The organism is Streptomyces vastus (assembly GCF_039532825.1).
Taxonomy (GTDB): Bacteria; Actinomycetota; Actinomycetes; order Streptomycetales; family Streptomycetaceae; genus Streptomyces; species Streptomyces vastus.
This window is the reverse complement of sequence record NZ_BAAASJ010000010.1, coordinates 21674-46246: the sequence shown is the minus strand read 5'-3', so window position 1 is coordinate 46246 and position 24573 is coordinate 21674. Positions and strand designations below refer to the sequence as shown.

The window sequence follows — 24573 nt, the reverse complement described above, 5'->3', positions numbered from 1 at the left end:
CAACCAATCCTCATATACCGGGCATTGAGGGATGAGTGGACTCAGTGACCGGGAAGGACTGGCATGACTTCCGTTGGTTCGGGTAGCCGCGCGCCCATGGCTCGACCACACGCAAACCGATCAGGAACCGACAACGGATCCCACAGAGGTCTCAGCCGCCGCTCGCTGCTCACCGGAGCGGTGGCGCTGGGCGCTGCGGGAAGTCTCGGGGTGGCCGGCTGCAGCCGCGTCCCCGACGAAGGGAAGGTGCTGGGAGGCAGCCTGCTGGACACCCTGAAGGGTCAGGGTTCGGTGAAAGTCGGCATCGCCAGCGAGCCGCCGTTCGGTTATGTGGGAGACGACGGACAGGCCACCGGAGAAGCACCCGCGATTGCCAAGGTTATCTTCGAGCGGCTCGGCATCGGCGAGATCAAGCCAGTGCCGGTGGACTTCGGCGCTCTCATTCCCGGACTGAAGGCGCGCCAGTTCGATGTGGTGTCCGCCGGGATGTACATCAATCCCCCTCGCTGCGAGCAGGTGCTTTTCTCCGACCCGGACTACCTGATGCTGGACGCCTTCATCGTCAAGAAGGGCAATCCGCACGGCATCAAGAGGTATGAGGACATCAAGGCGAAGGGTCTCAAGCTCGCCTCGGGCAAGGCCTACGCCCAGATCGACTCCGCCAAGGCCGCGGGCATCGGCAACATTCTGATCCTGCCGGACCAGGTCGCCGGCCTCGACGCGGTGGCCCAGGGGCGGGTGGACGCCTTCGCGGGTACCCGCATCACGGTCAGCGACGCGGTGAAGGGATCCAACCGGGCCGATGCGACCGAACCCTTCCAGCCCGAGATCGACGGAAAGCCCGTCTATGGCGCGGGCGGATTCGCCTTCCGGCTGTCCGAGCAGAACTTCCGTGACGCGTTCAACGAGGAACTGCTCAAGCTCAAGGAGAACAACTACAAGGAGCTTCTCGAGATCGTCAGGCCCTTCGGTTTCGGTATGGCCGAGATGACCGACCTCACCGCGAAGGAGCTGTGCGCCGGATGATGAGCTCGGAGTTCTTCACCACGTGGTTCCTGCCGGGTGTCTGGATCACCATCCAGGTGACGGTGTACGCGGCTGCTCTCGGCGCGGTGATCGCGTTCGGGATCGGTCTTGCACGCGATTCGCAGTTCTGGATCGTACGTTTTCTCGCCGGGGTCTATTTCGAGATCTTCCGTGGGATGTCGGCCCTGGTGCTGATGTTCTGGATGTTCTTCGCCCTGCCCTTCTTCGGCTGGCAGCTGGTGCCCATGTGGGCCGGCGTCAGCGCGCTCGGCCTCACCTACGGCGCCTACGGTTCCGAGATCGTCCGCGGTTCCCTGGCCGCCGTCGCCCCGGCGCAGAAGGAGGCGGGCATCGCGCTCAACTTCACCCGCTGGCAGCGGCTGCGGCTGATCGAGATGCCGCAGGCCTGGCCCGAGATGGTGCCGCCGTTCAACAACCTGCTGATCGAGCTGCTGAAGGGCACCGCCCTGGTCTCCGTGATCACGGTGGCCGACATGACCTTCGCCGGCAATCTGCTCCGGCTGGGCACCAATGAGACGACCCCGATCTACACGCTGCTGCTGGTCCTGTACTTCGTACTCGCCTTCCTCATCACCCGCGGTATGCGACTGGTGGAGCGCAAGGCCAAGGCAGGGATCGGGCAGCAGCCGGAGAAGCGGGGCGGGATCACCGCGAAGCTCAGCGCGCGCGGCGAGACCCTGCAGGCCGGTTCGGGTTCCGCGGGAGGTATGGGATGAACTGGGACTGGCAAGTCGTGGACGATTTCATGCCGCGGTTCTGGGACGGCGTGCTGGTCACGCTGCAGGCCCTGGCCATCGGCACCCTGATCGCCTTCGCCCTCGGTCTGGTGTGGGCGATGGCGCAGCGCTCCACGCTGATGTGGGTGCGCTGGCCGGTCACCGCGGTCACGGAGTTCATCCGCAACACTCCGCTGCTGGTGCAGCTGTTCTTCCTGTTCTATGTGGTGCCCAACTTCGGCCCCTCGATGTCGCCGCTCACCACCGGCATCATCGGCCTCGGGCTGCACTACTCCACGTACACCGCTGAGGTCTACCGCGCCGGCATCGACGGCGTACCCGTCGGCCAGTGGGAGGCGGCCACGGCGCTGAGCCTGTCCAAGGGCCGTACGTGGCGCGCGGTGATCCTGCCGCAGGCAATCCGCCGCGTCGTCCCGCCGCTGGGCAACTACGTCGTCGCCATGCTCAAGGACTCCCCGATGATCGCCACCATCGGCGCCTTCGACATGCTCGGCGAGGCCCAGGCCTTCAGTAACGAGACCTTCACCACGGAGGCTCTCACCGTCGTGGGTGTGGCGTTCATCGTCATCGCCTACCCCGCTTCCCTCTTGATCCGAGCCCTGGAGCGTCGTCTTGTCCGCTGACACCCCTTTGCAGAAAGAGCCCGAGAGCAGCGAGAACCCGCCGGTGGACGGCAGCGAGCTGATCCGCTTCGACAAGGTCACCAAGCGCTTCGGCAGCAACGTCGTGCTCGACAACCTTGACTTCTCGGTGGACTCCGGCAAACACGTCACGCTGATCGGCCCGTCCGGCTCCGGCAAGACGACGATCCTGCGCCTGCTGATGACCCTGCTCAAGGCCGACGAAGGCACGATCAAGGTCAACGGCGACTACCTCACCCACGAGGAGAAGAACGGCAAGCTCGTCCCGGCGGGCGAGAAGCACATCCGCGAGGTCCGCAAGAACATCGGGATGGTCTTCCAGCAGTTCAACCTCTTCCCGAACATGAAGGTGCTGCGCAATCTCACCGAGGCGCCGGTCACCGTGCTCGGCATGTCCAAGGAGGCGGCCGAGGAACGGGCCCGCGATCTCCTCGAACTGGTCGGCCTTACCGAGCACATCGACAAGTACCCGACCCAGCTCTCCGGCGGCCAGCAGCAGCGCGTCGCGATCGCGCGGGCTCTGGCGATGCGGCCGAAGGTGCTGCTCCTGGACGAGGTCACCTCGGCCCTCGACCCCGAGCTGGTCGCGGGCGTCCTCGACGTGTTGCGGGACATCGCCCGCACCACGGACATCACGATGCTCTGCGTGACGCATGAGATGAACTTCGCCCGGGACATCTCGGACGCGGTCCTGATGTTCGACTCCGGCCGCGTCCTGGAATCCGGCCCACCGGAGAAGATCTTCGGCGACCCGGAGCACGAGCGGACGCGGGAGTTCCTGAGCGCGGTGCTGTAGCGCGGTCGCGTACTGCAGTCGCGTAACGCAGTCCCGTAATGACGAGACGTGAAAACGGTGATGTCCGAGGTCGAGTCCCCGTGGCTTGACTGTGGCATATGCCAGAGTGGTGCGTTCCTGCTGAGGGCGCCGGAACGCGCCACTCTTCTCGTCAACAGCCGCTCCCCATCAGCCGTTTGGCGGCTATCGTGGAAGCAGCTCTCCACCCGAGAACGGCCAAGCAGCGCAGGGGGAAACCGTGGCGCTCAAGCACGAGCCGGCCGCGCCGTACCACTCGGCCCAGGACGCTCTGCGCGTACTGGAGACCGTGGCACGGCAGACCGGCGGTATTACAGACGCCGAGCTCGCCCACGCGACCGGCCTCGGCACGGAGCGACTGACCACGCTCCTGCGGATGCTGCGCCGCGAGGGATACGTCGAGCAGATCACCGACGGTGCGTACGTCACCGGTGCCGCCCTGAGCAGGCTGACCTCGGCGCACGGCCGCGACCAGGCGCTGCGCGAGCAGGTCCAGCGCAACCTCGACCGGCTGCGCGACTCGGTGGGCGCCGCCGTCTACATCAGCCGTTACGTCGACGGCGAGGTCCGCGTCACCCAGTGCGCCGACAGCCCGAGCACACCCGCGGTGAACGAGTGGGTGGACTTCCGGCGCTCCGCCCACGCCAGCGCGATCGGCAAGAGCCTGCTCGGCCAGCTCGATGTGAACGGCCGCCGTGACCACCTGGCCCGCCACAAGATGGCCCGCCTCACCTCGCGCACCATCACCAGCGAGCGGGTCCTGCTGTCCCGGCTCGACGCCCAGGCGCCCAGCGTGCCGGTCCTCGACCTCCAGGAGTACGCGGTCGGCACGGTGTGCGCGGCGGTCCCCATCACGGCCGGCTCCGCCGTGGGCTGCCTGCCCCTCTCCCTCCCGGTCGCGCACGCGCACCGGCTGCGGGCGGCGGCGGACACGCTGAACCGGGGCGCGGCACCCGTACTGCTGTCCCTCGCGATCTGATCGGATCCGAGCCATCGGCCCGGCTCAGACGGTGGTCACGAGCACCCCGCGGACCAGGTACTATTTTTCTGTCGCCGACCGCCGCAAGCGGGAGGCGGGAGTCATGCGCCGCTAGCTCAGTTGGTTAGAGCAGCTGACTCTTAATCAGCGGGTCCGGGGTTCGAGTCCCTGGCGGCGCACACTGCGAAGGCCCTCCACGTGAGTGGGGGGCCTTCGGTCATGTCCGCTCACGGCATGCCCGCGAACGGGTCGTCCGACGCGAAGGCCTCGGTGAACGAGACCATGAAACTGATGCTGAACACCACGATCACCGCGACGAACGCCAGGATGCCTAACGTCGACGCCGCGTTCTTGGCGTGGCTCGGCGCGTGGGCCGTGGCCTTCACCGTCTCGCCGTCGGCGTAGTGCACCACGACGATGTCGCCCTCGATCGTCGTCCCGGGCCCGCCCTGCTCCTCGAAGCGGACGACACGTCCGTCGCGCGCCGTGAACTCGTAGACATGGTGCAGCGTCGTACGCATCGAACTGTCGTCGCTGCCGGCGCGGGTGCTCGTGTACGTCCGCAGACAGCGCGCCTCCGCCGTCAGCCCGCTGTTCCAGGCCCGCCTGAGTTCCAGTGAGCGGCGGATCACCCGGTACGCCATGAAGAGAGCCACGGACGAGATCAGCCCCGGCACCACGTAAAACATGAAGTCCATCGCACGCCCCCGATGTCCGTACAGCTCCACGCACGCCGCCATGGTCATGACGACGTGCGTGTGAACCTACCCGTGGGGGGTGCGCAAGAGCCTCAAGGGACGCTCAGAACGTGACGTCCGAGCAGGCGTAGAACGCGTTGCCCGTGTCGGCGATCGTCCACACCGCGAGGATCACGTGGTGCCCGCTCTTGCCGGACGGCAGGGTGCCGCTGTGGGAGAGCGTCGCGGGCGGCTGACCGCTGTAGGGGACGGTCAGGAACGGAGTGGTGTCCAGGGCGGCCCGGGTCAGCGGGGCGTTCTCGTTCCACCCGTTCCTGGTGACGTAGTACCGGAAGTCGGTCGTCGAGTGCCGCGCGGTGAACTGCCAGCGGAAGGTGTGGCTCTGCCCGCCGGTGACCTTGGTCGTCGGCCAGGCGCCGCCGGACGGGGTCCTCGGCTGGTCGAGCGCGCTGAAGTTGCCATGGCCCGCGGAACAGATCCGACCGTCCGCAGGTCCGGCCGACGGGAAGCCCTTGGGGCCCTCGACGCTCTGGGGCTCCCACTGGATGGCACCGCAGTTGGTCACGGTGCCGTTCGCGCAGAGTTTCTGCCGGCTGATGGGGAGGTCGGTGTAGCCGTGACCGCTGGCGCCACCGGTGGAGAGCACGAACGCTCCCGTGGTGGCGAGGCCGACCACGACCACGGACCACTTGGTCCTCTTCTTGATCTTCTTGCCGATGCTTTTGCGCATGCTGCCGCTCCTGGAGAACGTGGGGGATTTCCGTGAGCTGTGCGTGCGCATCGCGATGCGTGGAGCGATGGTTCAGGTCTAGACCAAGTTCAGATTATTGCGACCCCTTGAACATGTCCATACCAATCGCGGAAACGTCCATACCAATCGTCGAAACGATCCGAGGACACCGGTCCCGCGACTTCTCCACCACCTCCCCGTTCGGGTCATCGTTCGTCGCGACCCAGTTCCGCGCCTGCCCCTCACTCCGCCCGCCGGCCAACTGCCGCTCCACCAGCCGGGTCTGGCGTACGTCGCCGGGCGCCTCCACATACCAGCACTCCCCCATGAGCCCGTACGCATCACGCCAGCCCGGCAGATCGCAGGCCAGGTAGTTCCCCTCGGTGACGATCAGCCGGGCGGCGGGCGGCACCAGGTGGCGTGCGGCGATGGGCTCGTCGATGGTGCGGTCGTAGTCCGGTACGTAGATGTCGGCGCCGGTGTCCTCCAGTACCCGGCGCAGCAGCGCGACGTAGCCCCACACGTCGAAGCTGGGTTCCGAGCCCTTGCGGGAGGTCAGGCCGAGCCGTTCCAACTGGCGGTTGGAGAGGTGGAATCCGTCGAGGGGAAGGTAGGCGGCCCGCTCGCCGAGGTGCGCGACCAGGGCGCGGGCAAGGGTGGACTTCCCGGCGCCGGGCGGGCCCGCGAGGCCAAGTACGGCGCGCGGCAGTCGGGCGGTCAGGTGCCAGGCGTCGGCGGCGAGGCCGGCGAGTGCGGGGCGGTCATCGATCTCCATGCCCTGTATGGAACGCCAGCGCCGGGCCCTCCGCCAGAGGCTCTGGCGTGAGCAAAGGGGACTTGCCGAAGTCCGGTGCACTACAGCGCCCCGTCAGGAGCGCGGGGCTGTGACATATGCGGCTCTGCCGCGATGGGGGTCCCCCCGCTCGAGCGAAGCCGAGAGTGAGGGAGAAGCCGAGAGTGGGGGAGCGACCAGCCACGACGAACCCGCAGCTTCACACGAATCCGCTTCGAACCGCCCCTCCAGCGGACCGCTCAGTCCCCATCCTGGGCATCCAGGGCCGCCAACCGGCGGCGCTGTATCGCTGCGGCAACCTCAGGCGCGTACTCGGTCCTGACCGGCTGCACGGAGAACACCTGAAGGCCGGCCACCGCCGCGTCCGCCGCCACGGAGCGGGTCAGCTTCTCGCGGACCCCCTCCGTGTCGGCCGGAAGCCGGGCAAGCGCCGCCTCCACACACTCGCGCAGATACCGCTCGTAGTCCTCGACGCCGAGCACGGCGCGAGCGGTGTCCCTGACCCGCCAGATCACCAACACGACGACGCGCAGGGCGAGCCCATGCGCGTCAACCACGGGCATCGGCTCGCTGCGCCAGTGCCGCAGGCGTACGTCGATCCGGTGCCGCAGCAGCAGCGGGTTCACCCACATCAGCCCGGTACGCCGGACGGTGCCGCGGTAGCGCCCGAAGAGCCCGAGCACCCAGGCGCGCCCGGTCCGCCCCCGGGCCAGCCCGCCGAACCCGAAGAGCCCGACCGCCCCGGACGCGGCGAGCGCCGCCCACTGGGGAGCGCCGAGCCCGGCACCCGCGTACGCGGGCAGCCCCGTCAACTCCCCGGCGAGAGGCGGCAGGACACCGGCCCACCAGGCCGCCATCACGCACCCGGCGACCCCGCCGCCCCCGGCCAGCACGCCCACCGCGCTCGGCAGCACCCGCGCCGGCCGCTCCACCAGCTCGGGATCGACGACCGGCGACGGCACCGGCTCGCGTCGCGGCACCCGCGGCTGCTCCCCCGTCCCCCGCCGCGGACCGAACTGCCCGGCCGGCCCGGCCTGACCGGCCTCGGCGGGCCGGAACAGCAGGTGTACGGGGATCTCGGTGGTCGCCTCGTTGTGGATCAGTCGCGGCACCCGGGGCCCTTCGGGCCCCTGCTCCGACTCCGAAGTCGTCGTACTCATCGGGCGCCCCCTTCAGATGGAGATGTCCGCGCCTGCGTACATTCGTCAGTTTCTCAACCGTCGCCGGGTGCCGCATGCTGACGGTCCGAACGATGGACGGGCCCGGGGGGACCCAAGGAGCCGGGGCCCCTCCCAGGCCCACCCGCTACTCTCTCGCCATGGCGCGTGACCTGCAGGAGCGGATCAAGAAGCTCATCATCGACCGTCGGCTGCCCTCGGGGGCCTCGCTGCCGACCGAGCCCGAGCTGATGGAGCTTCTCGGCGCCAGCCGGAACTCCGTGCGCGAGGCGCTGAAGGCCCTCCAGGCGATGGGCATCGTCGAGATCCGGCACGGCTTCGGGACGTACGTGGGCCCGATGTCGATGGCACCGATGATCGAAGGACTCGCCTTCCGCACGGTCGCCGGGCACTACCGCGGGGAAGACTCCCTGGTCCAGCTGCTGGAACTGCGCGAGGCCCTGGAGACCGGGCTCATCTCGCGGCTCGCGGGCCGAATCCCGGAGGCGGACCTCGTTGAACTGGACGCCCTAGTCGACCGTATGGAGAGTCAGGCCGCCGAAGGGGCAGGCCTCGCGGAGACCGACCGGGCCTTTCACGCCACGCTGTACCGGGGCCTCGGCAACCTTCTGCTGGGCGAGGTCCTTGAGGCGTTCTGGGACGCCTTCCACCGCGTACGCACGGATCTCGTCGAACCGCCGCAGGATCCGAAGGTCACGTGCCGGCAGCATCGGGAGATCCTCGACGCGGTCCGCACGGGTGATGCGCGACGGGCGGAGGATGCAATAAGAGAACACTTTGGTCACATTCGAACACGGCTGACCGTTACCGCACCGCATGAGACCATCAGTCCTCCTAATTAGCGCGAATGACCGGTAAACACCGCGTTTCGCGTCTTGCGATCATGATGATCGTCGTAGAACCCTGAAGCCTGGGCTACAAGAGGCTGCGGTGACCTGGCAGTTGGGGGCCGGGGAAGCGGTTGCACAGGAAGCGGGGAGGAGGGGCCCCGTTCAGAGCCCGATGTCGAGGGGGGCATCATGCAACCGGAGGCACGCCGTTCCATGTCTATAGGGTGTGGATGGTGTGGTGACGGGGGCCTGTTATTGATACGCCTGTGAACGTCGAGGGGGACCTCGCAGGCGAACGGAACAAGGAGCACGCGATGCACTGCGTGTGGGGGGATGACTCATGACGTCGACGCCTACTGGCGGCCGGCAGAACTCTGACCCGTCTCAGACGACCCAGCTCAGGGTGCCGTCACAGACGACGACGGGCAGTTTCCGCAGAATCAAGAAGACGCTGCCGAGATACGACTACGAGCACTACAGCAGGCTCGCGGGTCCTCTCACCCAGCCCGATCCGCACAAACCGTACAAGGTCAAGTACCGCTCGCTGATCTCGCAGGAGCCGCACCGCATCCGGGTCGCCCTGATGCTGATAGCCGCGCCGGTGCTGTCGCTGGTGCTGCTCGCCTGGCTGCTGCAGCCCACCCACTGGACCGAACGCGACTACCCGGCCTACGACTTCCTGCCCGCGCTCGACGTCGTCATGCTCGTCTCGATCGGTCTGATCGAGTTCTTCCGCTGTATGAACGTGCTGTCCAACGCGCACGCCACACTGGTCGCCCGCGACCCGATCCCGGTGGTGCCCGAGACCGGCACCAGAGTGGCCTTCCTCACCTCCTTCGTGCCCGGCAAGGAGCCGCTGGAGATGGTGACGAAGACGCTTGAGGCCGCGGTGAAGATCCGCCACCGAGGCCTCATGCACGTCTGGTTGCTGGACGAGGGCGACGACCCCGAGGTCAAGGAAGTCTGCGCGCGCCTCGGTGTGCACCACTTCTCCCGCAAGGGCGTCGCGAAGTGGAACCAGAAGAAGGGCCCGCACCGCGCCAAGACCAAGCACGGCAACTACAACGCCTGGCTGGACGCGCACGGCGACGACTACGACTTCTTCGCCTCGGTCGACACCGACCACGTGCCGCTGCCCAACTACCTGGAGCGGATGCTCGGTTTCTTCCGCGACCCGGACGTCGGCTTCGTCATCGGCCCGCAGGTGTACGGCAACTACGACAACCCCATCACCAAGTCCGCCGAGTCGCAGCAGTTCCTGTTCCACGCGCTGATCCAGCGCGCGGGCAACAGGTACGGCTCCCCCATGTTCGTCGGCACGTCAAATGCCGTACGGATCAAGGCACTCAAGCAGATCGGCGGTCTGTACGACTCGATCACCGAGGACATGGCGACGGGCTTCGAGATCCACCGTCACAAGAACCCGGCGACGGGCAAGAAGTGGCGCTCGGTCTACACCCCCGACGTGCTCGCGGTCGGTGAGGGCCCCAACGCCTGGACGGACTTCTTCACCCAGCAGATGCGCTGGTCGCGAGGCACGTACGAGACGATCCTCAAGCAGTACTGGAAGGGCTGGTACTCGCTGCCGCCGAGCAAGCTCTTCAACTACACGATGATGATCATCTTCTACCCGATGTCGGCCCTCAACTGGATCCTGGCAGCGCTGAGTTGTGCGCTGTTCCTGGGCCTGGGCGCCTCGGGTGTGAACATCGACCCGGCGATCTGGCTGATGCTGTACGGCAACGCCTCGGCGCTGCAGATCGGCCTGTACGTCTGGAACCGGCGCCACAACATCTCTCCGCACGAGCCGGAGGGCTCCGGCGGTGTGGCAGGCATGATCATGTCCGCGCTGTCGGCGCCGCTCTACGCGAAGGCGCTGATCGACTCCATGCTGCGCCGCAAGAGCAAGTTCGTGGTGACCCCCAAGGGTGACTCGGCGAGCCCGGACACCTGGTTCGGGACCTTCCGTTACCACTGGTACTTCATCCTGATCTTCGGCGGTTCGATCGGTGCCGGCTTCTACTACGGCAACGCGCACCCGGCAATGATCATCTGGGCGTCGTTCGCGCTTCTGATCACCGCCTCGCCGATGTTCGCCTGGCGTTATCAGATGCGCCAGGACGCGAAGAAGCCGCCGGCCGCGCCGCCGGAGCCGCAGGGCGCGGTGACGACACCACAGCCTCTGCCCACCCATCAGTACGCCCCGCACGCACAGCACAAACCGAGCTGGGCGGCGGACGGGGGCAGTGACCAGACAGTGCAAATCGCTCTTGGGGGACGCAAGAAATGAAAGACCGCTCCAGCCGCCACCGCCGCGTCCGGCGCATAGCGATAGGCGCGGCGGTGGTGGTGGCGCTGGCGGGGATGAACGGGCCGGCGCTCTACCGCTTCGGTTCGGCCAAATACCACGACTACAAGATCAATCAGCCCGAGTACAAGGCCGCGAACGGCAAGTGGGAGATCGTCGAGTTCCCGGAGGAGTACCGGCAGAACACCATCCACGCGGCTCTCCTGCGCACCGGCAAGATCCTGATGGTCGCGGGCTCGGGAAACAACCAGGACAACTTCGACGCGAAGAAGTTCGATACCCGCATCTGGGACCCGGTCAAGGGCACGATCAAGAAGATCCCGACTCCGAAGGACCTCTTCTGCACGGGCCACACCCAGCTCGCCAACGGCAATCTGCTGATCGCGGGCGGTACCAAGCGGTACGAGAAACTCAAGGGTGACGTCACCAAGGCCGGCGGCCTGATGATCGTCCACAACGAGAACCCGGACAAGCCGATCACCATCCCCGCGGGCACCAAGTTCAAGGGCAAGGAGAACGGCAAGACCTTCGTGTCGAAGGACCCGGTCGTCGTCGAGCGCGCGAAGAAGACGTTCGACAAGGAGACCGGCGAGTTCACGGGCAACGAGCCGGGCCTCGGCCGTATCTACGTCGAGGCGCAGAAGCGTGGCGCCAAGTACGAGACCGGCACGGAGGACAACTACACGATCCTGGGCCTGAAGGGCACCGACGCGCGTAACACGTACGGCATCGCGCAGAAGCTGGCCCTCGACAAGAAGGACTTCCAGGGCATCAGGGACGCCTTCGAGTTCGACCCGGTGGCCGAGAAGTACATCAAGGTCGACCCGATGAAGGAGGCCCGCTGGTACCCGACGCTCACCACGCTGTCGGACGGCAAGATCCTCAGCCTCTCCGGCCTGGACGAGATCGGCCAGCTGGTGCCGGGCAAGAACGAGGTCTACGACCCGAAGACCAAGGAGTGGACATACACCGCGAAGGAGCGGCAGTTCCCGACGTACCCGGCGATCTCCCTGATGAAGAACGGCAAGCTGTTCTACTCGGGCGCGAACGCCGGCTACGGACCGGACGACGTCGGCCGTGATCCGGGCATCTGGGACCTGAAGTCGAACAAGTTCGACAAGATCCCCGGTATGTCCGACCCCAAGCTCCTGGAGACCGCGGGCACGGTGCTGCTGCCGCCCGCGCAGGACGAGAAGTACATGGTGATCGGCGGCGGCGGAGTCGGCGAGTCCAAGCAGTCCAGCAAGAAGACCCGCATCGTCGACCTGCTGGCGGACGACCCGAAGTTCGTGGACGGGCCCGAGTTGGAGAAGGGCACCCGCTACCCGCAGTACTCGATCCTGCCCGACGACAGCGTGCTGGTGTCCGGCGGCTCCGAGGACTACCGCGGCCGCGGCGACTCCAACATCTTCCAGGCGCGGCTCTACGACGCGAAGACCAACAAGATGAAACGCGTCGCCGACCCGCTCGTGGGCCGCAACTACCACTCGGGCTCGATCCTGCTGCCCGACGGCCGCGTGATGTTCTTCGGCTCGGACTCGCTCTACGCCGACAAGGCCAACACCAAACCCGGCAAGTTCGAGCAACGCATCGAGATCTACACGCCGCCGTACCTCTACGGCGACGCGCAGCCCACGCTCTCCGGCGGCCCGAAGACCATCGAGCGCGGCGAGTCTGCGACGTTCAAGTCCGAGCACGCCTCGTCCATCAAGACGGCCCGCCTGATCCGGCCGAGCGCCACGACGCACGTCACCGACATCGACCAGCGGTCCATCGCCCTGGACATGGAGAAAACGGACGACGGCATCGAGGTCACCGTCCCGAAGAACCGCAACCTCGTCCAGTCGGGCTGGTACATGCTGTTCGTGACGGACGATCAGGGCACGCCGAGCAAGGCTCAATGGGTCAAGGTTCCCTGATGCGTTGAGAGTTGGACGTATCGAGAATTACGTGACTGGGGGCGCCCTCCACCAAGGAGGGCGCCCCCAGTCACGTACTGCCTGCTGCTACTGCTGGCTGGCCTTCGCCAGGTCCAGCGCGTACTTCGGCCACCACTCGCCCGCCTTCGGGCCTCCCCTGCAGGTGCCGTCGGACTCGCCGGGGCGCTTGACCCACAGGTAGGCGTCGACGAGGTCGTCGCCGGTCTTCGTCGTGGGCTCTTCGCCGAGCGCGCGGCCCGGCGGGTTGCACCAGGGGTCCTTGCCTTCGGTGTACGGGCCGTTGCCGTTGCGGCTGGTGTCGATCACGAAGGGCTTGTTGCCGATCTTCGCCGACAGTTCCTTGCCGTACTGCGTGCTGTCCTCGGTGGTGTAGAAGTTCGACACGTTCACCGAGAAGCCGTCGGCCTGGTCGATGCCCGCCCGCTTGAGCGGATCGTAGAGATCGCTCGGGTTGCTGCCCGCGTTGCCCGCGTCCAGGTAGACCTTCGTGTTCTCCAGGGACGAGAGCTTCTCGACGGCGCCCTTGAGCAGGTCGAGACGCTCCTGGTGGAACTCCTCGGCCGTGCAGCCGTCCACCACGTGCAGCAGCGCGTCCGGCTCCAGGATCACCGTGGCGTTCCGGTCGCCGATGCCGTCGGCGACCTGGTCGATGAACTCCCGGTAGGCATTGCCGTCCGCGGCGCCGCCCTGCGAGAACTGGCCGCAGTCGCGGTGCGGAATGTTGTATACGACGAGCAGCGCGTCCCGGTCGGCCTTCTCGGCCGCCTCGGTGAAGCCACGCGCCTCGTCCTCCGCGCTCTCCGGAGTGATCCACTCGCCTGTGGGGTGCGCGGCGATCTTCTTGATCAGATCGGCTTCTTCCTTCTTCCCCTCCTCCGTGAACGCGCTCACCTGTTCGGCCGCGTTCCCGTCGGGGTTGACCCAGAACGGGTCGTCGCCCTTGGGCTGCTGGCTGACCTCGCCCCCCGGCTCGTTCGCCCCGTTGCCATCGTCCCCGGAGGAGAAACACCCCGCGAGCAGCAGCACCGCTCCGGCCACCGCCACGGACGCTCTGGCTCCGGCCCCCCTGCGCTCGTACATCCAGCTCCCCCCATGGCGCACTGTTCGAAGTACCAATCCTGACATACGTGCCTGTGCGGCACTGAGGGCGGCCGACCCTTGTCGGACACCTGTTACAGCGGCTCCGACCGGCTTCCGCCGGCCCGCAAAGGCGCCGTAACTTCCCTAGGCCTAAACGCTCATCCGTTCTAGAGTCGTTCCGGACTTCGACATCGACAACATCGACGTTCCATCGACGCTCCATCGACGCTCCGAGGCCTCCCGCGCCGACGCCGGGTTACTCCCGCAGCCCGTGCGCGCGTGGTCGAGGACCAGTCCGGCCGGCGGCTCAGGGGGAGCGGCCGTCGGCCGGGCTAGGTGTGTTCTCCGGGGAGGTACTTGGTCAGATACGCCGACACCACCACGTTCGCCGTGTACGTACGGCTGTCCGGGTCGAAGCTGCCGCCGCAGGTGATCAGCCGCAGCTCGGCGCGCCCCGACTGCCGTACACCGTACGCCTGTTGGGCATCGAAGCGGTCACGCGCGAGGACCTGTACGTCGTCCACGGTGAACTCGGCGACCGTGCCGTCGTCGCGGATCACCCGGGCCTTGTCGCCCGGCCGCAGTTCGCTGAGGCGGCGGAAGACCGCGGGCCTGGACTCGGTGTCGACATGCCCCGCGAGCAGCGCGGCCCCTTCGGCGCCGGGGCGCGCACCGGCCGCGTACCACCCCACGGCCCCCGCCCGGGCATACGGCGGCGCTGCGATCGCCCCGCGCGCATCGAGCCCGCGGACCATCACGGGCGCCCGCACCCCGAGCGAGGGGACGACGAGCCGCTCCGGCCGTGCACTGCCTTCCAACGGCTCGATGGCGGGCGGCAGTTGGACACGGAGCGGCCGTCCCACCGCCGCCACGTCACCCGTGGTCGGCGCGGACGTCCCAAGGCGTACGTCGGTCACTTCGCGGCCCCACAGCCACAGCCCGAGCAGCAGCACCACCCAGACGACGCCCATCGTCAGGCGGCCGGCTCCGGAGGTACGTTCCCGGTCGGACATGGCGGGCCCTCACCTGCCGCGTCCCCGGCGCGCACTGCGCACCGCCACGGCCACCGCGGCGGCGCCCGCCAGGACCAGACCGATCACGGTGTGCAGGGTGCCGGGCCCCTCGGCCCGCTCCTGGACGGCGGACAGCTGCGCGGTCCCACCGCCACCGGCGCTCACGGGGGCGGTGGGGGACTGATGCGCAGAGGGCTTCTTCACGACGGTGAGAGTGCCCGTGGCCTTGTCGGCCTTGGCAGCTTTGTCGCCGAGGCCGCCGCAGGTGACCTTGATGGCATACGTACCCGGGGTGAGCGTCGAGCGGATCCGTGTCTCGCCGACGAGTTCGCCGGTTCGCCCGGCCAGCAGGGCGTCCGCGACGAACGCCCGGGATGCGGCAGCGGTGCCCGACGTCCCCGTCGTGCAGCCCCGCGCCCGTACCTGGATGTCGCTGCCCGGGGTCGGGTTCGACGGTGTGACGGAGACACCCGCGTCCATGGCGAGGGCGGAGGCGGGGATGGGGGCGGACACAGGGGTGAGCGCGGCGGTGACCACGGCACCGGCACAGAGAGTCAGTCGCAGTGAGCCCATCGTGAACCTCCAGATACAGGGAGACTCCTCTCCCGGGCGCGTGAACGCACGTGGGGAGGGGCCTCGGCTGGTCCGTTCGGGTACCGACAATTCGGGTGCCGCCAAGAGGAGCCGTCCGGCTCACACCCGGTCGACGAGATCCGCGATCGAGTCGACGACCTTGGACGGCCGGTACGGGTACCGCTCGACGTCCTCGGGCGAGGTCAGCCCGGTCAGCACCAGGAACGTCATCATCCCCGCCTCGAGCCCGGCGAGTACGTCCGTGTCCATCCGGTCGCCGATCATCGCGCTGGTCTCGGAGTGCGCGCCGATGGCATTGAGCCCCGTACGCATCATCAACGGGTTCGGCTTGCCCGCGAAGTACGGCTTCTTTCCGGTCGCCTTGGTGATCAGCGCCGCCACGGCGCCGGTGGCGGGCAGCGGGCCCTCGGCGGACGGCCCGGTCTCGTCGGGGTTGGTGCAGATGAAACGGGCCCCGCCGTTGATCAGCCGGACCGCCTTGGTCATGGCCTCGAAGGAATACGTACGGGTCTCGCCGAGGACCACGTAGTCGGGCTCGTGGTCGGTGAGGACGTACCCGATGTCGTGCAGCGCCGTGGTCATGCCCGCCTCACCTATGACGTACGCGGTGCCGCCCGGCCGCTGGTCGTCCAGGAACTGGGCGGTGGCCAGGGCGGAGGTCCAGATGTTCTCGACGGGTACGTCCAAGCCCATGCGCTGGAGGCGGGCGTGCAGGTCGCGGGCGGTGTAGATGGAGTTGTTGGTGAGCACCAGGAAGGGCCGCCCGGACTCCCGGAGCTTCTTGATGAAGGCGTCGGCGCCGGGGATGGGCACGCCCTCGTGGATGAGTACACCGTCCATGTCGGTGAGCCACGACTCGATGGGCTTGCGCTCTGCCATGTGCCGTCTCCTGACGTACGCGTGTACCAGCGTCTCAGGGTAGCCAGCGGCCGGATCATGGCGGAGGTGCGTCCGCCCTGTGGGCTCTTCGGGGCTCAGCGTCGGCGTCGGGCCATGAGCATGGCCGCGACTCCGGTACCGATGAGCAGCAGCCCTCCGGCTGCCGTTCCGAGCAGCCCGCGCCGCGAGGCGGGGCCGGTCGCGGCCAGCTCGTCGGGGAACGGCAGCCCCTTCTCGGGTACGGGTTCGGGGGTGGCCCCGTCTGGAGACTCTTGAGGATCTTGAAGGTCTTGAAGGTCTTGAGGATCCTGGGGCAACTGGCTTGGATCTTCGGGCACTTGAGGCGTGCCCTCCTCGACGATGCGAAACCGGTAGTCGTTCGACTGCCCCACCCAGTCCCCGTCGTCGCCATCGTCATGCCGCTGCACAACGGCCGCGTTGGCGACGACATCGTTGGGCACGGCGTCCTCGGCGACAGCAAGCCGAACCCTGACGGACAGCGTCTTCCCCGCCCCCACGCTGAACCCCGGAAACCCCCCGTCCCCGTCGTCGAACACTCCGATGTTCTCGTCCTCCCCACTCCGCTCGAAGCGGACGGGAGACGGCCGCGCCCCGGCGCCCTCCGCCTCGTAGAACCCGAGCCGCACCTGCCCGCCCTCCAGCACCCGCTTCTGATCCACGAGCACGATGACGGGGTGGATGCTCCGGCAGGTCTCGCCGGTGGTGTTGGTGAGATCGAGATACCAGCTCTGATATCCCCCTCCGGCCTCATACACGGAGGGCCCACCGTGGATTCGGGTACGAACAGGAAACGCCTGACTTCCGGACCCGGCTGAGCAGTTGGGCGCAGGGGCGAGGGCTTGCGCGGGCGAGGGGGCGAGGGCGGCGGCTAGGGAGAGAGCGAGGAAGGAAACGGACAAAGAGGTACACAGTCGCATGGACATGGGAGCCTGCCAGGGGCCGCGTGGTCAGGCAGTCGGGAGGCTTCCGGTGGGCTCCGTTCGGGGGGCGGGTTCAGCAGGTCGGCGCAGCAGGGGGCCATCCGCCGGGCACGGCTCTGCGCCGGCTCAGCGAGGGCGCCCCTTCAGGGGCGCGGGGAACTGCGCGACAAGCCACGACGAACCCGCAGCTTCAAACCGGCCTTCCAGCGGAGCGCTCACGCTTCAAACCGGCCCCCAGCGGAGCGCTCACCCTTCAGCCCTTCCAAACAACGGCGCCAACAACAACTGAGCCGCCCCCTCAGCCACCCCCCACTCCCCGCCGGAGGCAATCCGCACCGGCACAGGACTACTGGCCCCCTCCCGCTGAGCCCGGGCATCGAGCACCGCCCCAACCCCCCACACAAACCGCTCAGGCTCAGCAGCAACAATCCGCCCACCCAGCAGCACAAGATCGATATCGAGGAGCCCCACCAGATTCGCAGCGCCGGCGCCAAGCACCCGAGCCGCCTCGTCCACATCCCCTCGGGCCACAGCCCCCAGGCACAGCACCTCGATGCACCCACGATCCCCACACGAACACACCGGCCCGTCCAGCTGGATCACCTGATGCCCGAACTCCCCCGCCCCGGTATGCGCCCCCCGATGCACGGCCCCACCCAGCACCAGCCCGGCCCCCAGCCCCGTACCAAGATGCAGATACGCGAAGGACCCGACCTCGCCCTCCACCGCGAGCCCGAGCGCAGCGGCGTTGGTGTCCTTGTCCAGTACGACCGGCATGCCCAGCCGCCGGGCCAGCGCATCCCGCAACGGAAACCCGTCCCACTCGGGAAACCCGGTCACCCGGTGCAGCACACCGTGCGTGTGGTCAAGCGGGCCAGGCATGGCAACCCCGACCCCCAGAACCGCCCCGAGCTCCCCGTCCAACCCTCTGACCAGCCGCTCGACCTCACCCGCAACCACCGCCACCACGGGTTCCGCCCCCGCCCCCAGATCCAGCGGCCCTCGCCGCTGCCCCGCGACCGCCCCGGTCAGATCGACGATCACCACCCGCAGCTCATCCCGTTCGAGATGCAGGCCCACCGCGTGCCCGGCCTCCGGTACGAGGCGGAGCGAGGTCCGCGGCTTACCCCCCGTTGAGGCCTGCCGCCCCGCCTCCACCACCAGCCCGTCGTCCCGCAACCGCGCGGTGATCTTGCTGACGGCCTGCGGCGTCAGTCCCGTACGCTCGGCGAGCTCAGGCCGGCTGATGCCCGCACGCCCTGCGCTGCGCAGCAGATCGAGCACCAGCGCGGCGTTGTAGCCGCGCAGTGCGTACAGATTCGCGCCGCCTCCGCCGTTGGTCCTGTTCACGAACCCATTGTCCCCCAGCTTGCCCTTCGGCAACAGCGTTGCTTAAGTGGGTGGCATGGTGGAGAACATGACCGACATACCCCCTGTCGCCCCCTCCCGCGTAGGCCTCATCGGCTACGGCCTCGCAGGCTCCGTCTTCCACGCCCCCCTGATCGCCGCCACCGAGGGCCTCGCCCTCGACACGATCGTCACCGCGAACCCGGAGCGGCAGCAGCAGGCGAGGACCGAGTTCCCGGACGTACGGATCGCGGCGACGCCCGAGGAACTCTGGGCCCGCGCCGACGAGTTGGACCTGATCGTCATCGCGTCCCCGAACAAGACCCACGTCCCGCTCGCCACCGCCGCCCTCAAGGCGGGCCTCCCGGTCGTGGTCGACAAGCCGATCGCGGGCACGGCTGCGCAGGCACACGAGTTGGCCGCGTTGGCCGACGAACGCGGACTGCTCCTCTCCGTCTTCCAGAACCGCCGCTGGGACCACGACTTCCTGACCCTCCAGAAGCTGCTCGCCGACGGCGAACTCGGCGACGTCTACCGCTTCGAGTCCCGCTTCGAGCGCTGGCGCCCCCAACTCAAGGGCGGCTGGCGCGAGTCCGGTGACCCGGCAGAGGTCGGAGGTCTGCTGTACGACCTCGGCAGCCACGTCGTCGACCAGACCCTGGTCCTCTTCGGCGCCGTGGCCTCGGTGTACGCGGAGTCGGACGTACGCCGCCCCGGCGCCGAGGCGGACGACGACACGTTCATCGCGCTCACGCACACGAGCGGCGTCCGCACCCACCTCTACGTCTCCGCCACCACCGCCCAACTCGGCCCGCGCTTCCGGGTGCTGGGCTCGAAGGCCGGCTACGTGAAGTACGGCCTGGATCCCCAGGAAGACGCCCTGCGCGAGGGCGAACGCCCAATGCCGGGCAAAGGGTGGGGAGTTGAGCCCGAGAACCTGTGGGGCCGCCTTGGCTCCGGCGAGTCCCCCCTGACCGGCGGCGGTCACCCCGTCCCGACCCTCCCGGGCGCGTACCCCGCCTACTACGCCGCCATCGCCGCCGCCCTCCAAGGCACCGGCCAAAACCCGGTCACCGCCCTGGAAGCGGCCGCCGCCCTGGACGTACTGGAAGCCGCGCGCCGCTCGGCCCGCGACGGAGTGGCGGTGACCCTGTGACCCCCAAGGCACCCACCGACGCCCCCACCATCGCCGAACTCGAGGTCCAGGAACGCCGGTTGACGCTCTCCCGCTTCACGTACGACGACGCCTGGACACTGGGCACGCTCCTCGTCGACCTCGCGCGGGAGCGGGGCGCCCCGGTGGCGATCGACATCACCCGCTCCGGCCAACAGCTCTTCCACGCCGCCCTCCCCGGCTCCACCCCCGACAACGACGCCTGGATCGCCCGCAAACGCCGGGTCGTCGAGCGCTACGCCGCCTCCTCCCTCCTCATCGGCACCCGCTTCCGCGCCAAGGGCAGCACGTTCGAGGACGACTCCCGCCTGGACCCGGACGTGTACGCGGCCCACGGCGGCGCCTTCCCGATCACGGTCGAGGGCGCGGGCGTCATCGGCGCAGTGGTGGTGTCGGGGCTGCCACAGCTGGAGGATCACGCGATGGTGGTAGAGGCGTTGGAGCGGTTCACCGCCGGATGAGGGGAGCGCCCCTTTAGGGGCGTGGGGCTGTATCAATTTGCGGCTCCGCCGCGTGGGCGCGACCAGCCACAACGGACCCGCATCCGACAAACCACAGGCAGTTCCCCGCTCAACCCAGTGGAACGCCTACGCGTCCTTGAGCTCCTGCCGCTGCCTCCCCAGCCCCCCGATCTCCAGCTCCACCACATCCCCCGCCCGCAAGAACGGCTTGGGCTCCGGCTGCCCCATCGCCACCCCCGCCGGCGTACCCGTGTTGATGACGTCCCCGGGGTAAAGGGTCATGAACTGACTTACGTACCGCACCACTTCGGCAACGGGAAAGATCTGGTCGGACGTGTTGCCGTCCTGCTTCAGCTCTCCGTTGACCCACAGCTTCAGCGACAGCTGCTGCGGATCCGGCACCTCGTCCGCCGTCACGAGCCACGGCCCGAGCGGGTTGAACGTCTCGCAGTTCTTGCCCTTGTCCCAGGTCCCGCCCCGCTCGATCTGGAAGGCGCGCTCGGAGACGTCGTGCGCCACCGCGTACCCGGCGACATGCGCGAGCGCCTCCTCGTGCGAGCCGAGATACCGCGCCGTACGCCCGATGACGACCGCCAGCTCGACCTCCCAGTCGGTCTTCTCCGACTTGCGCGGCACGAGCACGGTGTCGTACGGCCCGACGACCGTGTCCGCCGCCTTGAAGAAGATGACCGGCTCGGCGGGTGGCTCGGCGCCCGTCTCGGTGGCGTGGTCGTGGTAGTTGAGGCCGATGCAGACGACCTTGCCGATCCGGGCGAGCGGCGGCCCAACACGCAGCCCCGCGTCATCCAGCACGGGCAGCTCCCCCGCCTCGGCCGCGCTCCGGATCCGGCCGAGCGCCGCGTCGTCGGCGAGCAGCGCCCCGTCGATGTCCGAGACGACGCCCGACAGATCCCGCAGGACCCCCTCGGCGTCGAGCAGCGCGGGCCGCTCCGTCCCAGCCGTTCCGACTCGCAGCAGCTTCATGATCCCCATCTCCCTCGATCGCGGGCACCCTCCGACGGGCAGGGCCCGACCCAGATTCATAGGGCACAGCCATCGGAGGACTGGTCGATCCTCCAAGCTGTACGTCCACTCCGCAAGACCCGGTTCACCACCTGGACCGTCACCCTGTGGCAGCCGCCAACGGCGAGGCCCCCGGCATGTCCCGGTACAGCACAGCCCGCTCGACGGCACTCCACGTCGTACTGGTCACCACGTACAACGCGGCGGCCAGCGGCACGAAGGCGACCGTGAACAGCGTCATGAACGACATCAGCGGCATGAACTTCAGGACCGCTCCCATCCCCGGCACCTGTTGGTCACCCGTTCCCGCGGCCACCACGGGCGCGGCGCCCATCTGCCGCTTCGTACGTCGGTAGTTGAAGGTGGCGACGACGGTGACGACGGCGAACAGCCCGAGATAGACGAGCCCCTGCACCCCGAACACACCGCCCTCCCCCAGCGCGTCCATCCACCGTCCGCCGAGCGGCGCGGCGAACAGCTTGTGCGCGAGCAGGGCGTTCGCCTCGCCGCCGATCGTCGAGTTCGAGAACAGGTGGTAGAGCAGGAAGAAGGCCGGCAGCTGGAACAGACTCGGCAGACAGCCGGACAGCGGCGAGACCTTCTCCTTCGCATGCAGCTCCATGACGGCCTTCTGGAGCTTCTCGGGGTTCTTCCCGTGCTTCTTCCGCAGCGCGGCGATCTGCGGCTGGAGCTTGGCCCGCTCCCGCTGCCCACGCGCCGCGGCCCGGGAGAGAGGGTGCACGAGGAGTCGTACGAACGCAGTGAAGAGAACGATCGCCGCAGCCGCCGCGGACGCCTGGAACAAGGGCGAGAGGAGATCGGCCAGCCCTTCGACGAGGCTGGCGAACAGGGACATGAAAGCGGACATGGGTGAGCCCTCCGGGGGTCTCGTCGTACCGGGAGATGAGAGATCTACGTCGGCATGACGACCCGCGAGGGGCTGCTGCTGTCAGGTGCTGCTGCGATTCCCCTACGCGGCCGTCAGGAGGAGACGGCCGGGTGCTCGAGGACGCGTACGCCCGGAGGCGTCTGGATCGCGCTGCGGCAGGAACGCCGTACGTCGCTCACGGTCGCGGATGGCCGTACGCACCCGTGTACGGGGCACGGCGGGCGCGAGCCGCGAGGCGATGACGGAACAGGCGGCGAGCGCGGACCCGGCCGCGGCGGTCGCGGCGAAGGCGACGGCGCCGACGAGGCTGCCGGAGTCGAGGAGCGCCACCTCGACGAGGATGAGGAACAGGAAGAGGAAGGCGAGGGGCCGCGGCTTGGCGGCGACGGGCGTGCCCATCAGCTGTCCTCCCTTCCTTCCTCGCGTCGTCGCGCGTACTGCCTCATCCTAACCGGGCCGCCGAATCGGGTTGATCCGGTCAACGAGGCCGCATGGAGGCGAGCTTCCCCCAGACGACCAGGCGGTACTTGGAGGTGTACTCCGGGGTGCAAGTGGTGAGGGTGAGGTAGTAGCCGGGGTCGGAGTAGCCGTACCGCGGGTGGACGAGGCTGCGCGGGACCTCGCGAATCACCCCGCCGTCGCGCGGGGCGGTCTGCGGCAGGGTCCGGTCGACGACGTACATATATCCGGCCGTACGGGTCTCGACCTCGATCCGGTCCCCTTCCCGCAGCCGGTTGATGTACCGGAAGGGCTCGCCGTGCGTGTTCCGGTGCCCCGCGACCGCGAAGTTCCCGGCCTGGCCCGGCTGAGCGGTGTCCGGGTAGTGGCCGACGTAACCCTTGTTGAGGACGTTCGGCTTGCTGATGCCTTCCGCGACGGGGACGCGGAGCCCGAGGCGGGGGATGGTGAGGATGGCGTACGCCTGATCCCAGCGGGGTTGCTGAACGGGCGTGGTGGAACTGGCTGGAGAGCCCGGTCGCTGGCCGGAGCGGGAGGACCCGCCGCCACCGCTTGAGCCGCTTGAGCCACTGGAACTGCCGGGAGCGCTGGAGCCGCCGCCCGCGTCGGGAGGATCACCGCCACCGACCCCGGTATGGCGGCTGCCCTCCCACTCCCTCTCCAGGGCCTGGACCTTCCTCTCGGCGCCCTCCCGGGCCTGCCGATTGGTCCACCACAGCTGATGGACGACGAGGAGCATGAGGACGACACCGAGGGTGACGAGAAGCTCGGCACCGTTCCAGAGGACGCGCGCCGCCAGAGCACGCCGCCGCAGGCTCCGCCGACTGGTGACGGGAACCCGCATGCGTACGCCTCCCTGCCCCGGCCCTCCTGCCCTGCCCTGTCCTGCCCTGCCCTGCCATCGCGGACGCACGATAGGGGCTACCCCCGCAACTCGCCAGGGGAACGGCAGTACGGTGTCCCCCATGCGCCCCGATACGTCTGCCGAACACGTCGACCACAACGCCGAAGCAGCACGCCTTGAGCGGACCGCCGGCCTCCACCCCGAGGACGCCGAGCACCTGCTGCTGCAGGCCGCGGCCCACCTCGAACTGGCCGACGACCGCCCCCGGGCCACGACCCTCTACGACCGCCTGCTGTCGTCGACCTCGCTGGAGAACCCCCATCTCGTACGGGCCCTCAAGGCGGCCAACCTCTGGGAGTACGGCCACGAGGCGGAAGCGAGAGCGATCATCGACGGCGTACGAGCCGCGTCCCCCCGCGACCCGGCCCCCTGGGTGATCGTGGCGGAGTCGCTGGAGTCGCACGACGAGCTGGAGGCGGCGCAGGAGACATTCACGGAGGGCGCGACGCTATTGCTGACCGACGTAACGGACCCCCCGTACGCCACCCATCCCCTGCTCTTCGGCCGCCACCGAGTCCGCCGCATGCTCGGCATGCCCCACGACTCCTGGGACACCCGCGCGGACACCCTGCACAAGGCCCCGGTCTCCTTGGACGAACTCCACGACCCGAAGCGGGTGTGGTCCCTGGGCTCGGACAACCCGGCGGAACTCCAGGCGGAGATCGCGCGTCTCCAGTCCGAACTGACGACGGCGAGGGAGGCGCTCTCGCGCCCTTTCCCGGTGGCGATACTGCACTGGCCGGCGGACGAACTGGCCGAACTGGTCGCCGCGTACCCGTCGTTGGAGTCGGAGTACCCGTCGCATGAGGAGCACCTGGCGACGATAGAGACGTCGCTGAGGGAGCTGGCAGCCTCGGGCACGGGGAACTTGGGGATCGTGCCGGGGACCGTGCCGTCTTACGAGGCGTTCGCGGCGTCGGAGCTGGCTTCGCCTGCGGAGGCGTCGCTGTTGCCGCAGTATGCGACGACGTTGGCGGCGCGGGGGCGGGCTGTGGCTTGGCCGCCTCAGCGGGGGGCGGAGTGTTGGTGTGGGTCGGGGCGGGTTTATGAGGGGTGTCATGGGGGCGGCGCCTGACAGGGAGGAGCTCGAGACGGGCCAAGGCCTCGTTGAGCG

Annotated in this window: 25 protein-coding genes and 1 tRNA gene; 12 read left to right on the top strand and 14 right to left on the bottom strand. The window is 68.5% G+C overall.

The features are described 5' to 3' along the window. Nucleotides 1-96: 96 nt before the first annotated feature. The 6 genes from ehuB to ABD357_RS04390 all read left to right on the top strand — a co-directional run bounded on the left by ehuB (nucleotide 97) and on the right by ABD357_RS04390 (nucleotide 4397). Complete coding sequence (gene ehuB, locus ABD357_RS04415) at nucleotides 97-1026, top strand: ectoine/hydroxyectoine ABC transporter substrate-binding protein EhuB (RefSeq protein ID WP_344387637.1); 930 nt, start codon at nucleotides 97-99, stop codon at nucleotides 1024-1026. After that, nucleotides 1023-1763 carry an ectoine/hydroxyectoine ABC transporter permease subunit EhuC gene (gene ehuC, locus ABD357_RS04410; RefSeq protein ID WP_344387607.1) on the top strand — a complete coding sequence of 247 codons (741 nt, stop codon included), beginning with the start codon at nucleotides 1023-1025 and terminating at the stop codon, nucleotides 1761-1763. The genes ehuB and ehuC overlap by 4 nt, the downstream gene beginning before the upstream one ends. Beyond that, nucleotides 1760-2407, top strand: a complete 648-nt coding sequence (ehuD, locus tag ABD357_RS04405; protein ID WP_344387606.1) for an ectoine/hydroxyectoine ABC transporter permease subunit EhuD — start codon at nucleotides 1760-1762, stop codon at nucleotides 2405-2407. Before ehuC ends, ehuD begins: the two co-directional genes overlap by 4 nt. A 43-nt stretch (nucleotides 2408-2450) precedes the next feature. Next, complete coding sequence (ehuA, locus tag ABD357_RS04400) at nucleotides 2451-3221, top strand: ectoine/hydroxyectoine ABC transporter ATP-binding protein EhuA (RefSeq protein ID WP_393412168.1); 771 nt, start codon at nucleotides 2451-2453, stop codon at nucleotides 3219-3221. A gap of 238 nt (nucleotides 3222-3459) precedes the next feature. Further along, nucleotides 3460-4218: an IclR family transcriptional regulator gene (locus tag ABD357_RS04395; RefSeq protein ID WP_344387603.1), complete on the top strand. Its 759-nt coding sequence runs from the start codon at nucleotides 3460-3462 to the stop codon at nucleotides 4216-4218. A 105-nt stretch (nucleotides 4219-4323) separates the two neighbouring features. Continuing rightward, nucleotides 4324-4397 (top strand) — tRNA-Lys (locus tag ABD357_RS04390). A gap of 48 nt (nucleotides 4398-4445) precedes the next feature. Here the strand turns inward: ABD357_RS04390 and ABD357_RS04385 are convergent. From ABD357_RS04385 to ABD357_RS04370, 4 genes are all read right to left on the bottom strand, one after another. After that, on the bottom strand, nucleotides 4446-4964 hold the full coding sequence (locus tag ABD357_RS04385; protein WP_344387602.1) for a DUF3592 domain-containing protein: 519 nt from the start codon (nucleotides 4962-4964) through the stop codon (nucleotides 4446-4448). Between the two features lie 55 nt (nucleotides 4965-5019). Next, the gene (locus ABD357_RS04380; protein ID WP_425584738.1) at nucleotides 5020-5622 is read right to left on the bottom strand and encodes a lytic polysaccharide monooxygenase auxiliary activity family 9 protein; all 603 of its coding nucleotides are present in this window, start codon (nucleotides 5620-5622) and stop codon (nucleotides 5020-5022) included. Between the two features lie 118 nt (nucleotides 5623-5740). Continuing rightward, nucleotides 5741-6421: a nucleoside/nucleotide kinase family protein gene (locus tag ABD357_RS04375; protein ID WP_344387598.1), complete on the bottom strand. Its 681-nt coding sequence runs from the start codon at nucleotides 6419-6421 to the stop codon at nucleotides 5741-5743. Nucleotides 6422-6678: 257 nt separating this feature from the next. After that, nucleotides 6679-7599, bottom strand: a complete 921-nt coding sequence (locus ABD357_RS04370) for an SPFH domain-containing protein (protein WP_344387596.1) — start codon at nucleotides 7597-7599, stop codon at nucleotides 6679-6681. Nucleotides 7600-7757: 158 nt separating this feature from the next. On the opposite strand from ABD357_RS04370, the gene ABD357_RS04365 reads away from it, so the two are divergent. The 3 genes from ABD357_RS04365 (at nucleotide 7758) to glxA (ending at nucleotide 12674) form a co-directional block, all read left to right on the top strand. Continuing rightward, the gene (locus tag ABD357_RS04365) at nucleotides 7758-8459 is read left to right on the top strand and encodes a FadR/GntR family transcriptional regulator (protein WP_344387595.1); all 702 of its coding nucleotides are present in this window, start codon (nucleotides 7758-7760) and stop codon (nucleotides 8457-8459) included. A gap of 328 nt (nucleotides 8460-8787) precedes the next feature. Next, a complete protein-coding gene (locus tag ABD357_RS04360) occupies nucleotides 8788-10737 on the top strand; it encodes a glycosyltransferase family 2 protein (protein ID WP_344387594.1) in 1950 nt (649 codons plus the stop codon). Beyond that, nucleotides 10734-12674 carry a radical copper oxidase GlxA gene (gene glxA, locus ABD357_RS04355; RefSeq protein ID WP_344387593.1) on the top strand — a complete coding sequence of 647 codons (1941 nt, stop codon included), beginning with the start codon at nucleotides 10734-10736 and terminating at the stop codon, nucleotides 12672-12674. Before ABD357_RS04360 ends, glxA begins: the two co-directional genes overlap by 4 nt. 87 nt (nucleotides 12675-12761) lie before the next feature. On the opposite strand, the gene ABD357_RS04350 is transcribed toward glxA, so the two are convergent. From ABD357_RS04350 to ABD357_RS04325, 6 genes are all read right to left on the bottom strand, one after another. Further along, nucleotides 12762-13775 (bottom strand): glycoside hydrolase family 6 protein, encoded by a 1014-nt coding sequence (locus ABD357_RS04350; RefSeq protein WP_344387591.1) that lies wholly within the window; start codon nucleotides 13773-13775, stop codon nucleotides 12762-12764. A gap of 332 nt (nucleotides 13776-14107) precedes the next feature. Next, nucleotides 14108-14788: a class F sortase gene (locus ABD357_RS04345; RefSeq protein ID WP_344387590.1), complete on the bottom strand. Its 681-nt coding sequence runs from the start codon at nucleotides 14786-14788 to the stop codon at nucleotides 14108-14110. A gap of 9 nt (nucleotides 14789-14797) precedes the next feature. Continuing rightward, complete coding sequence (locus ABD357_RS04340; protein ID WP_344387588.1) at nucleotides 14798-15361, bottom strand: hypothetical protein; 564 nt, start codon at nucleotides 15359-15361, stop codon at nucleotides 14798-14800. A gap of 120 nt (nucleotides 15362-15481) precedes the next feature. After that, nucleotides 15482-16261, bottom strand: coding sequence for an HAD-IIA family hydrolase (locus tag ABD357_RS04335; RefSeq protein WP_165344314.1), 780 nt, complete (start codon nucleotides 16259-16261; stop codon nucleotides 15482-15484). Nucleotides 16262-16356: 95 nt separating this feature from the next. Further along, nucleotides 16357-17037, bottom strand: coding sequence for a hypothetical protein (locus ABD357_RS04330; RefSeq protein ID WP_344387587.1), 681 nt, complete (start codon nucleotides 17035-17037; stop codon nucleotides 16357-16359). Between the two features lie 411 nt (nucleotides 17038-17448). Further along, entirely contained in the window at nucleotides 17449-18585 is a 1137-nt protein-coding gene (locus ABD357_RS04325; protein WP_344387586.1) for an ROK family transcriptional regulator, read from the bottom strand. A 34-nt stretch (nucleotides 18586-18619) separates the two neighbouring features. Here ABD357_RS04325 and ABD357_RS04320 point away from each other — a divergent pair, with 34 nt between their 5' ends. Both ABD357_RS04320 and ABD357_RS04315 read left to right on the top strand, forming a co-directional pair. Further along, a complete protein-coding gene (locus tag ABD357_RS04320) occupies nucleotides 18620-19705 on the top strand; it encodes a Gfo/Idh/MocA family oxidoreductase (RefSeq protein ID WP_344387585.1) in 1086 nt (361 codons plus the stop codon). Beyond that, nucleotides 19702-20184: a heme-degrading domain-containing protein gene (locus tag ABD357_RS04315; RefSeq protein ID WP_344387583.1), complete on the top strand. Its 483-nt coding sequence runs from the start codon at nucleotides 19702-19704 to the stop codon at nucleotides 20182-20184. Before ABD357_RS04320 ends, ABD357_RS04315 begins: the two co-directional genes overlap by 4 nt. A gap of 126 nt (nucleotides 20185-20310) precedes the next feature. Here ABD357_RS04315 and ABD357_RS04310 read toward each other — a convergent pair whose 3' ends face one another. The 4 genes from ABD357_RS04310 to ABD357_RS04295 form a co-directional block, all read right to left on the bottom strand. Next, entirely contained in the window at nucleotides 20311-21168 is an 858-nt protein-coding gene (locus ABD357_RS04310; RefSeq protein ID WP_344387582.1) for a fumarylacetoacetate hydrolase family protein, read from the bottom strand. A gap of 139 nt (nucleotides 21169-21307) precedes the next feature. Then, nucleotides 21308-22075: a YidC/Oxa1 family membrane protein insertase gene (locus ABD357_RS04305; RefSeq protein ID WP_344387580.1), complete on the bottom strand. Its 768-nt coding sequence runs from the start codon at nucleotides 22073-22075 to the stop codon at nucleotides 21308-21310. A gap of 102 nt (nucleotides 22076-22177) precedes the next feature. Beyond that, nucleotides 22178-22495: a DUF6412 domain-containing protein gene (locus ABD357_RS04300; protein WP_344387578.1), complete on the bottom strand. Its 318-nt coding sequence runs from the start codon at nucleotides 22493-22495 to the stop codon at nucleotides 22178-22180. A 79-nt stretch (nucleotides 22496-22574) separates the two neighbouring features. Then, nucleotides 22575-23399 (bottom strand): class E sortase, encoded by an 825-nt coding sequence (locus ABD357_RS04295; RefSeq protein ID WP_344387577.1) that lies wholly within the window; start codon nucleotides 23397-23399, stop codon nucleotides 22575-22577. Between the two features lie 121 nt (nucleotides 23400-23520). On the opposite strand from ABD357_RS04295, the gene ABD357_RS04290 reads away from it, so the two are divergent. Next, nucleotides 23521-24534, top strand: coding sequence for an SEC-C domain-containing protein (locus ABD357_RS04290; protein WP_344387575.1), 1014 nt, complete (start codon nucleotides 23521-23523; stop codon nucleotides 24532-24534). Nucleotides 24535-24573 lie beyond the last annotated feature (39 nt).

Coding starts and splice junctions, on each gene's coding strand:
- ehuB (WP_344387637.1), top strand. CDS start 97: ATGGCTCGACCACACGCAAACCGATCAGGAACCGACAACGGATCCCAC.
- ABD357_RS04385 (WP_344387602.1), bottom strand. CDS start 4,964: ATGACCATGGCGGCGTGCGTGGAGCTGTACGGACATCGGGGGCGTGCG.
- ABD357_RS04350 (WP_344387591.1), bottom strand. CDS start 13,775: ATGTACGAGCGCAGGGGGGCCGGAGCCAGAGCGTCCGTGGCGGTGGCC.
- ABD357_RS04305 (WP_344387580.1), bottom strand. CDS start 22,075: ATGTCCGCTTTCATGTCCCTGTTCGCCAGCCTCGTCGAAGGGCTGGCC.
- ABD357_RS04300 (WP_344387578.1), bottom strand. CDS start 22,495: ATGGGCACGCCCGTCGCCGCCAAGCCGCGGCCCCTCGCCTTCCTCTTC.
- glxA (WP_344387593.1), top strand. CDS start 10,734: ATGAAAGACCGCTCCAGCCGCCACCGCCGCGTCCGGCGCATAGCGATA.
- ehuD (WP_344387606.1), top strand. CDS start 1,760: ATGAACTGGGACTGGCAAGTCGTGGACGATTTCATGCCGCGGTTCTGG.
- ABD357_RS04290 (WP_344387575.1), top strand. CDS start 23,521: ATGCGCCCCGATACGTCTGCCGAACACGTCGACCACAACGCCGAAGCA.
- ABD357_RS04340 (WP_344387588.1), bottom strand. CDS start 15,361: ATGGGCTCACTGCGACTGACTCTCTGTGCCGGTGCCGTGGTCACCGCC.
- ABD357_RS04360 (WP_344387594.1), top strand. CDS start 8,788: ATGACGTCGACGCCTACTGGCGGCCGGCAGAACTCTGACCCGTCTCAG.
- ABD357_RS04335 (WP_165344314.1), bottom strand. CDS start 16,261: ATGGCAGAGCGCAAGCCCATCGAGTCGTGGCTCACCGACATGGACGGT.
- ABD357_RS04370 (WP_344387596.1), bottom strand. CDS start 7,599: ATGAGTACGACGACTTCGGAGTCGGAGCAGGGGCCCGAAGGGCCCCGG.
- ABD357_RS04365 (WP_344387595.1), top strand. CDS start 7,758: ATGGCGCGTGACCTGCAGGAGCGGATCAAGAAGCTCATCATCGACCGT.
- ABD357_RS04345 (WP_344387590.1), bottom strand. CDS start 14,788: ATGTCCGACCGGGAACGTACCTCCGGAGCCGGCCGCCTGACGATGGGC.
- ABD357_RS04295 (WP_344387577.1), bottom strand. CDS start 23,399: ATGCGGGTTCCCGTCACCAGTCGGCGGAGCCTGCGGCGGCGTGCTCTG.
- ehuC (WP_344387607.1), top strand. CDS start 1,023: ATGATGAGCTCGGAGTTCTTCACCACGTGGTTCCTGCCGGGTGTCTGG.
- ABD357_RS04310 (WP_344387582.1), bottom strand. CDS start 21,168: ATGAAGCTGCTGCGAGTCGGAACGGCTGGGACGGAGCGGCCCGCGCTG.
- ABD357_RS04375 (WP_344387598.1), bottom strand. CDS start 6,421: ATGGAGATCGATGACCGCCCCGCACTCGCCGGCCTCGCCGCCGACGCC.
- ABD357_RS04320 (WP_344387585.1), top strand. CDS start 18,620: ATGACCGACATACCCCCTGTCGCCCCCTCCCGCGTAGGCCTCATCGGC.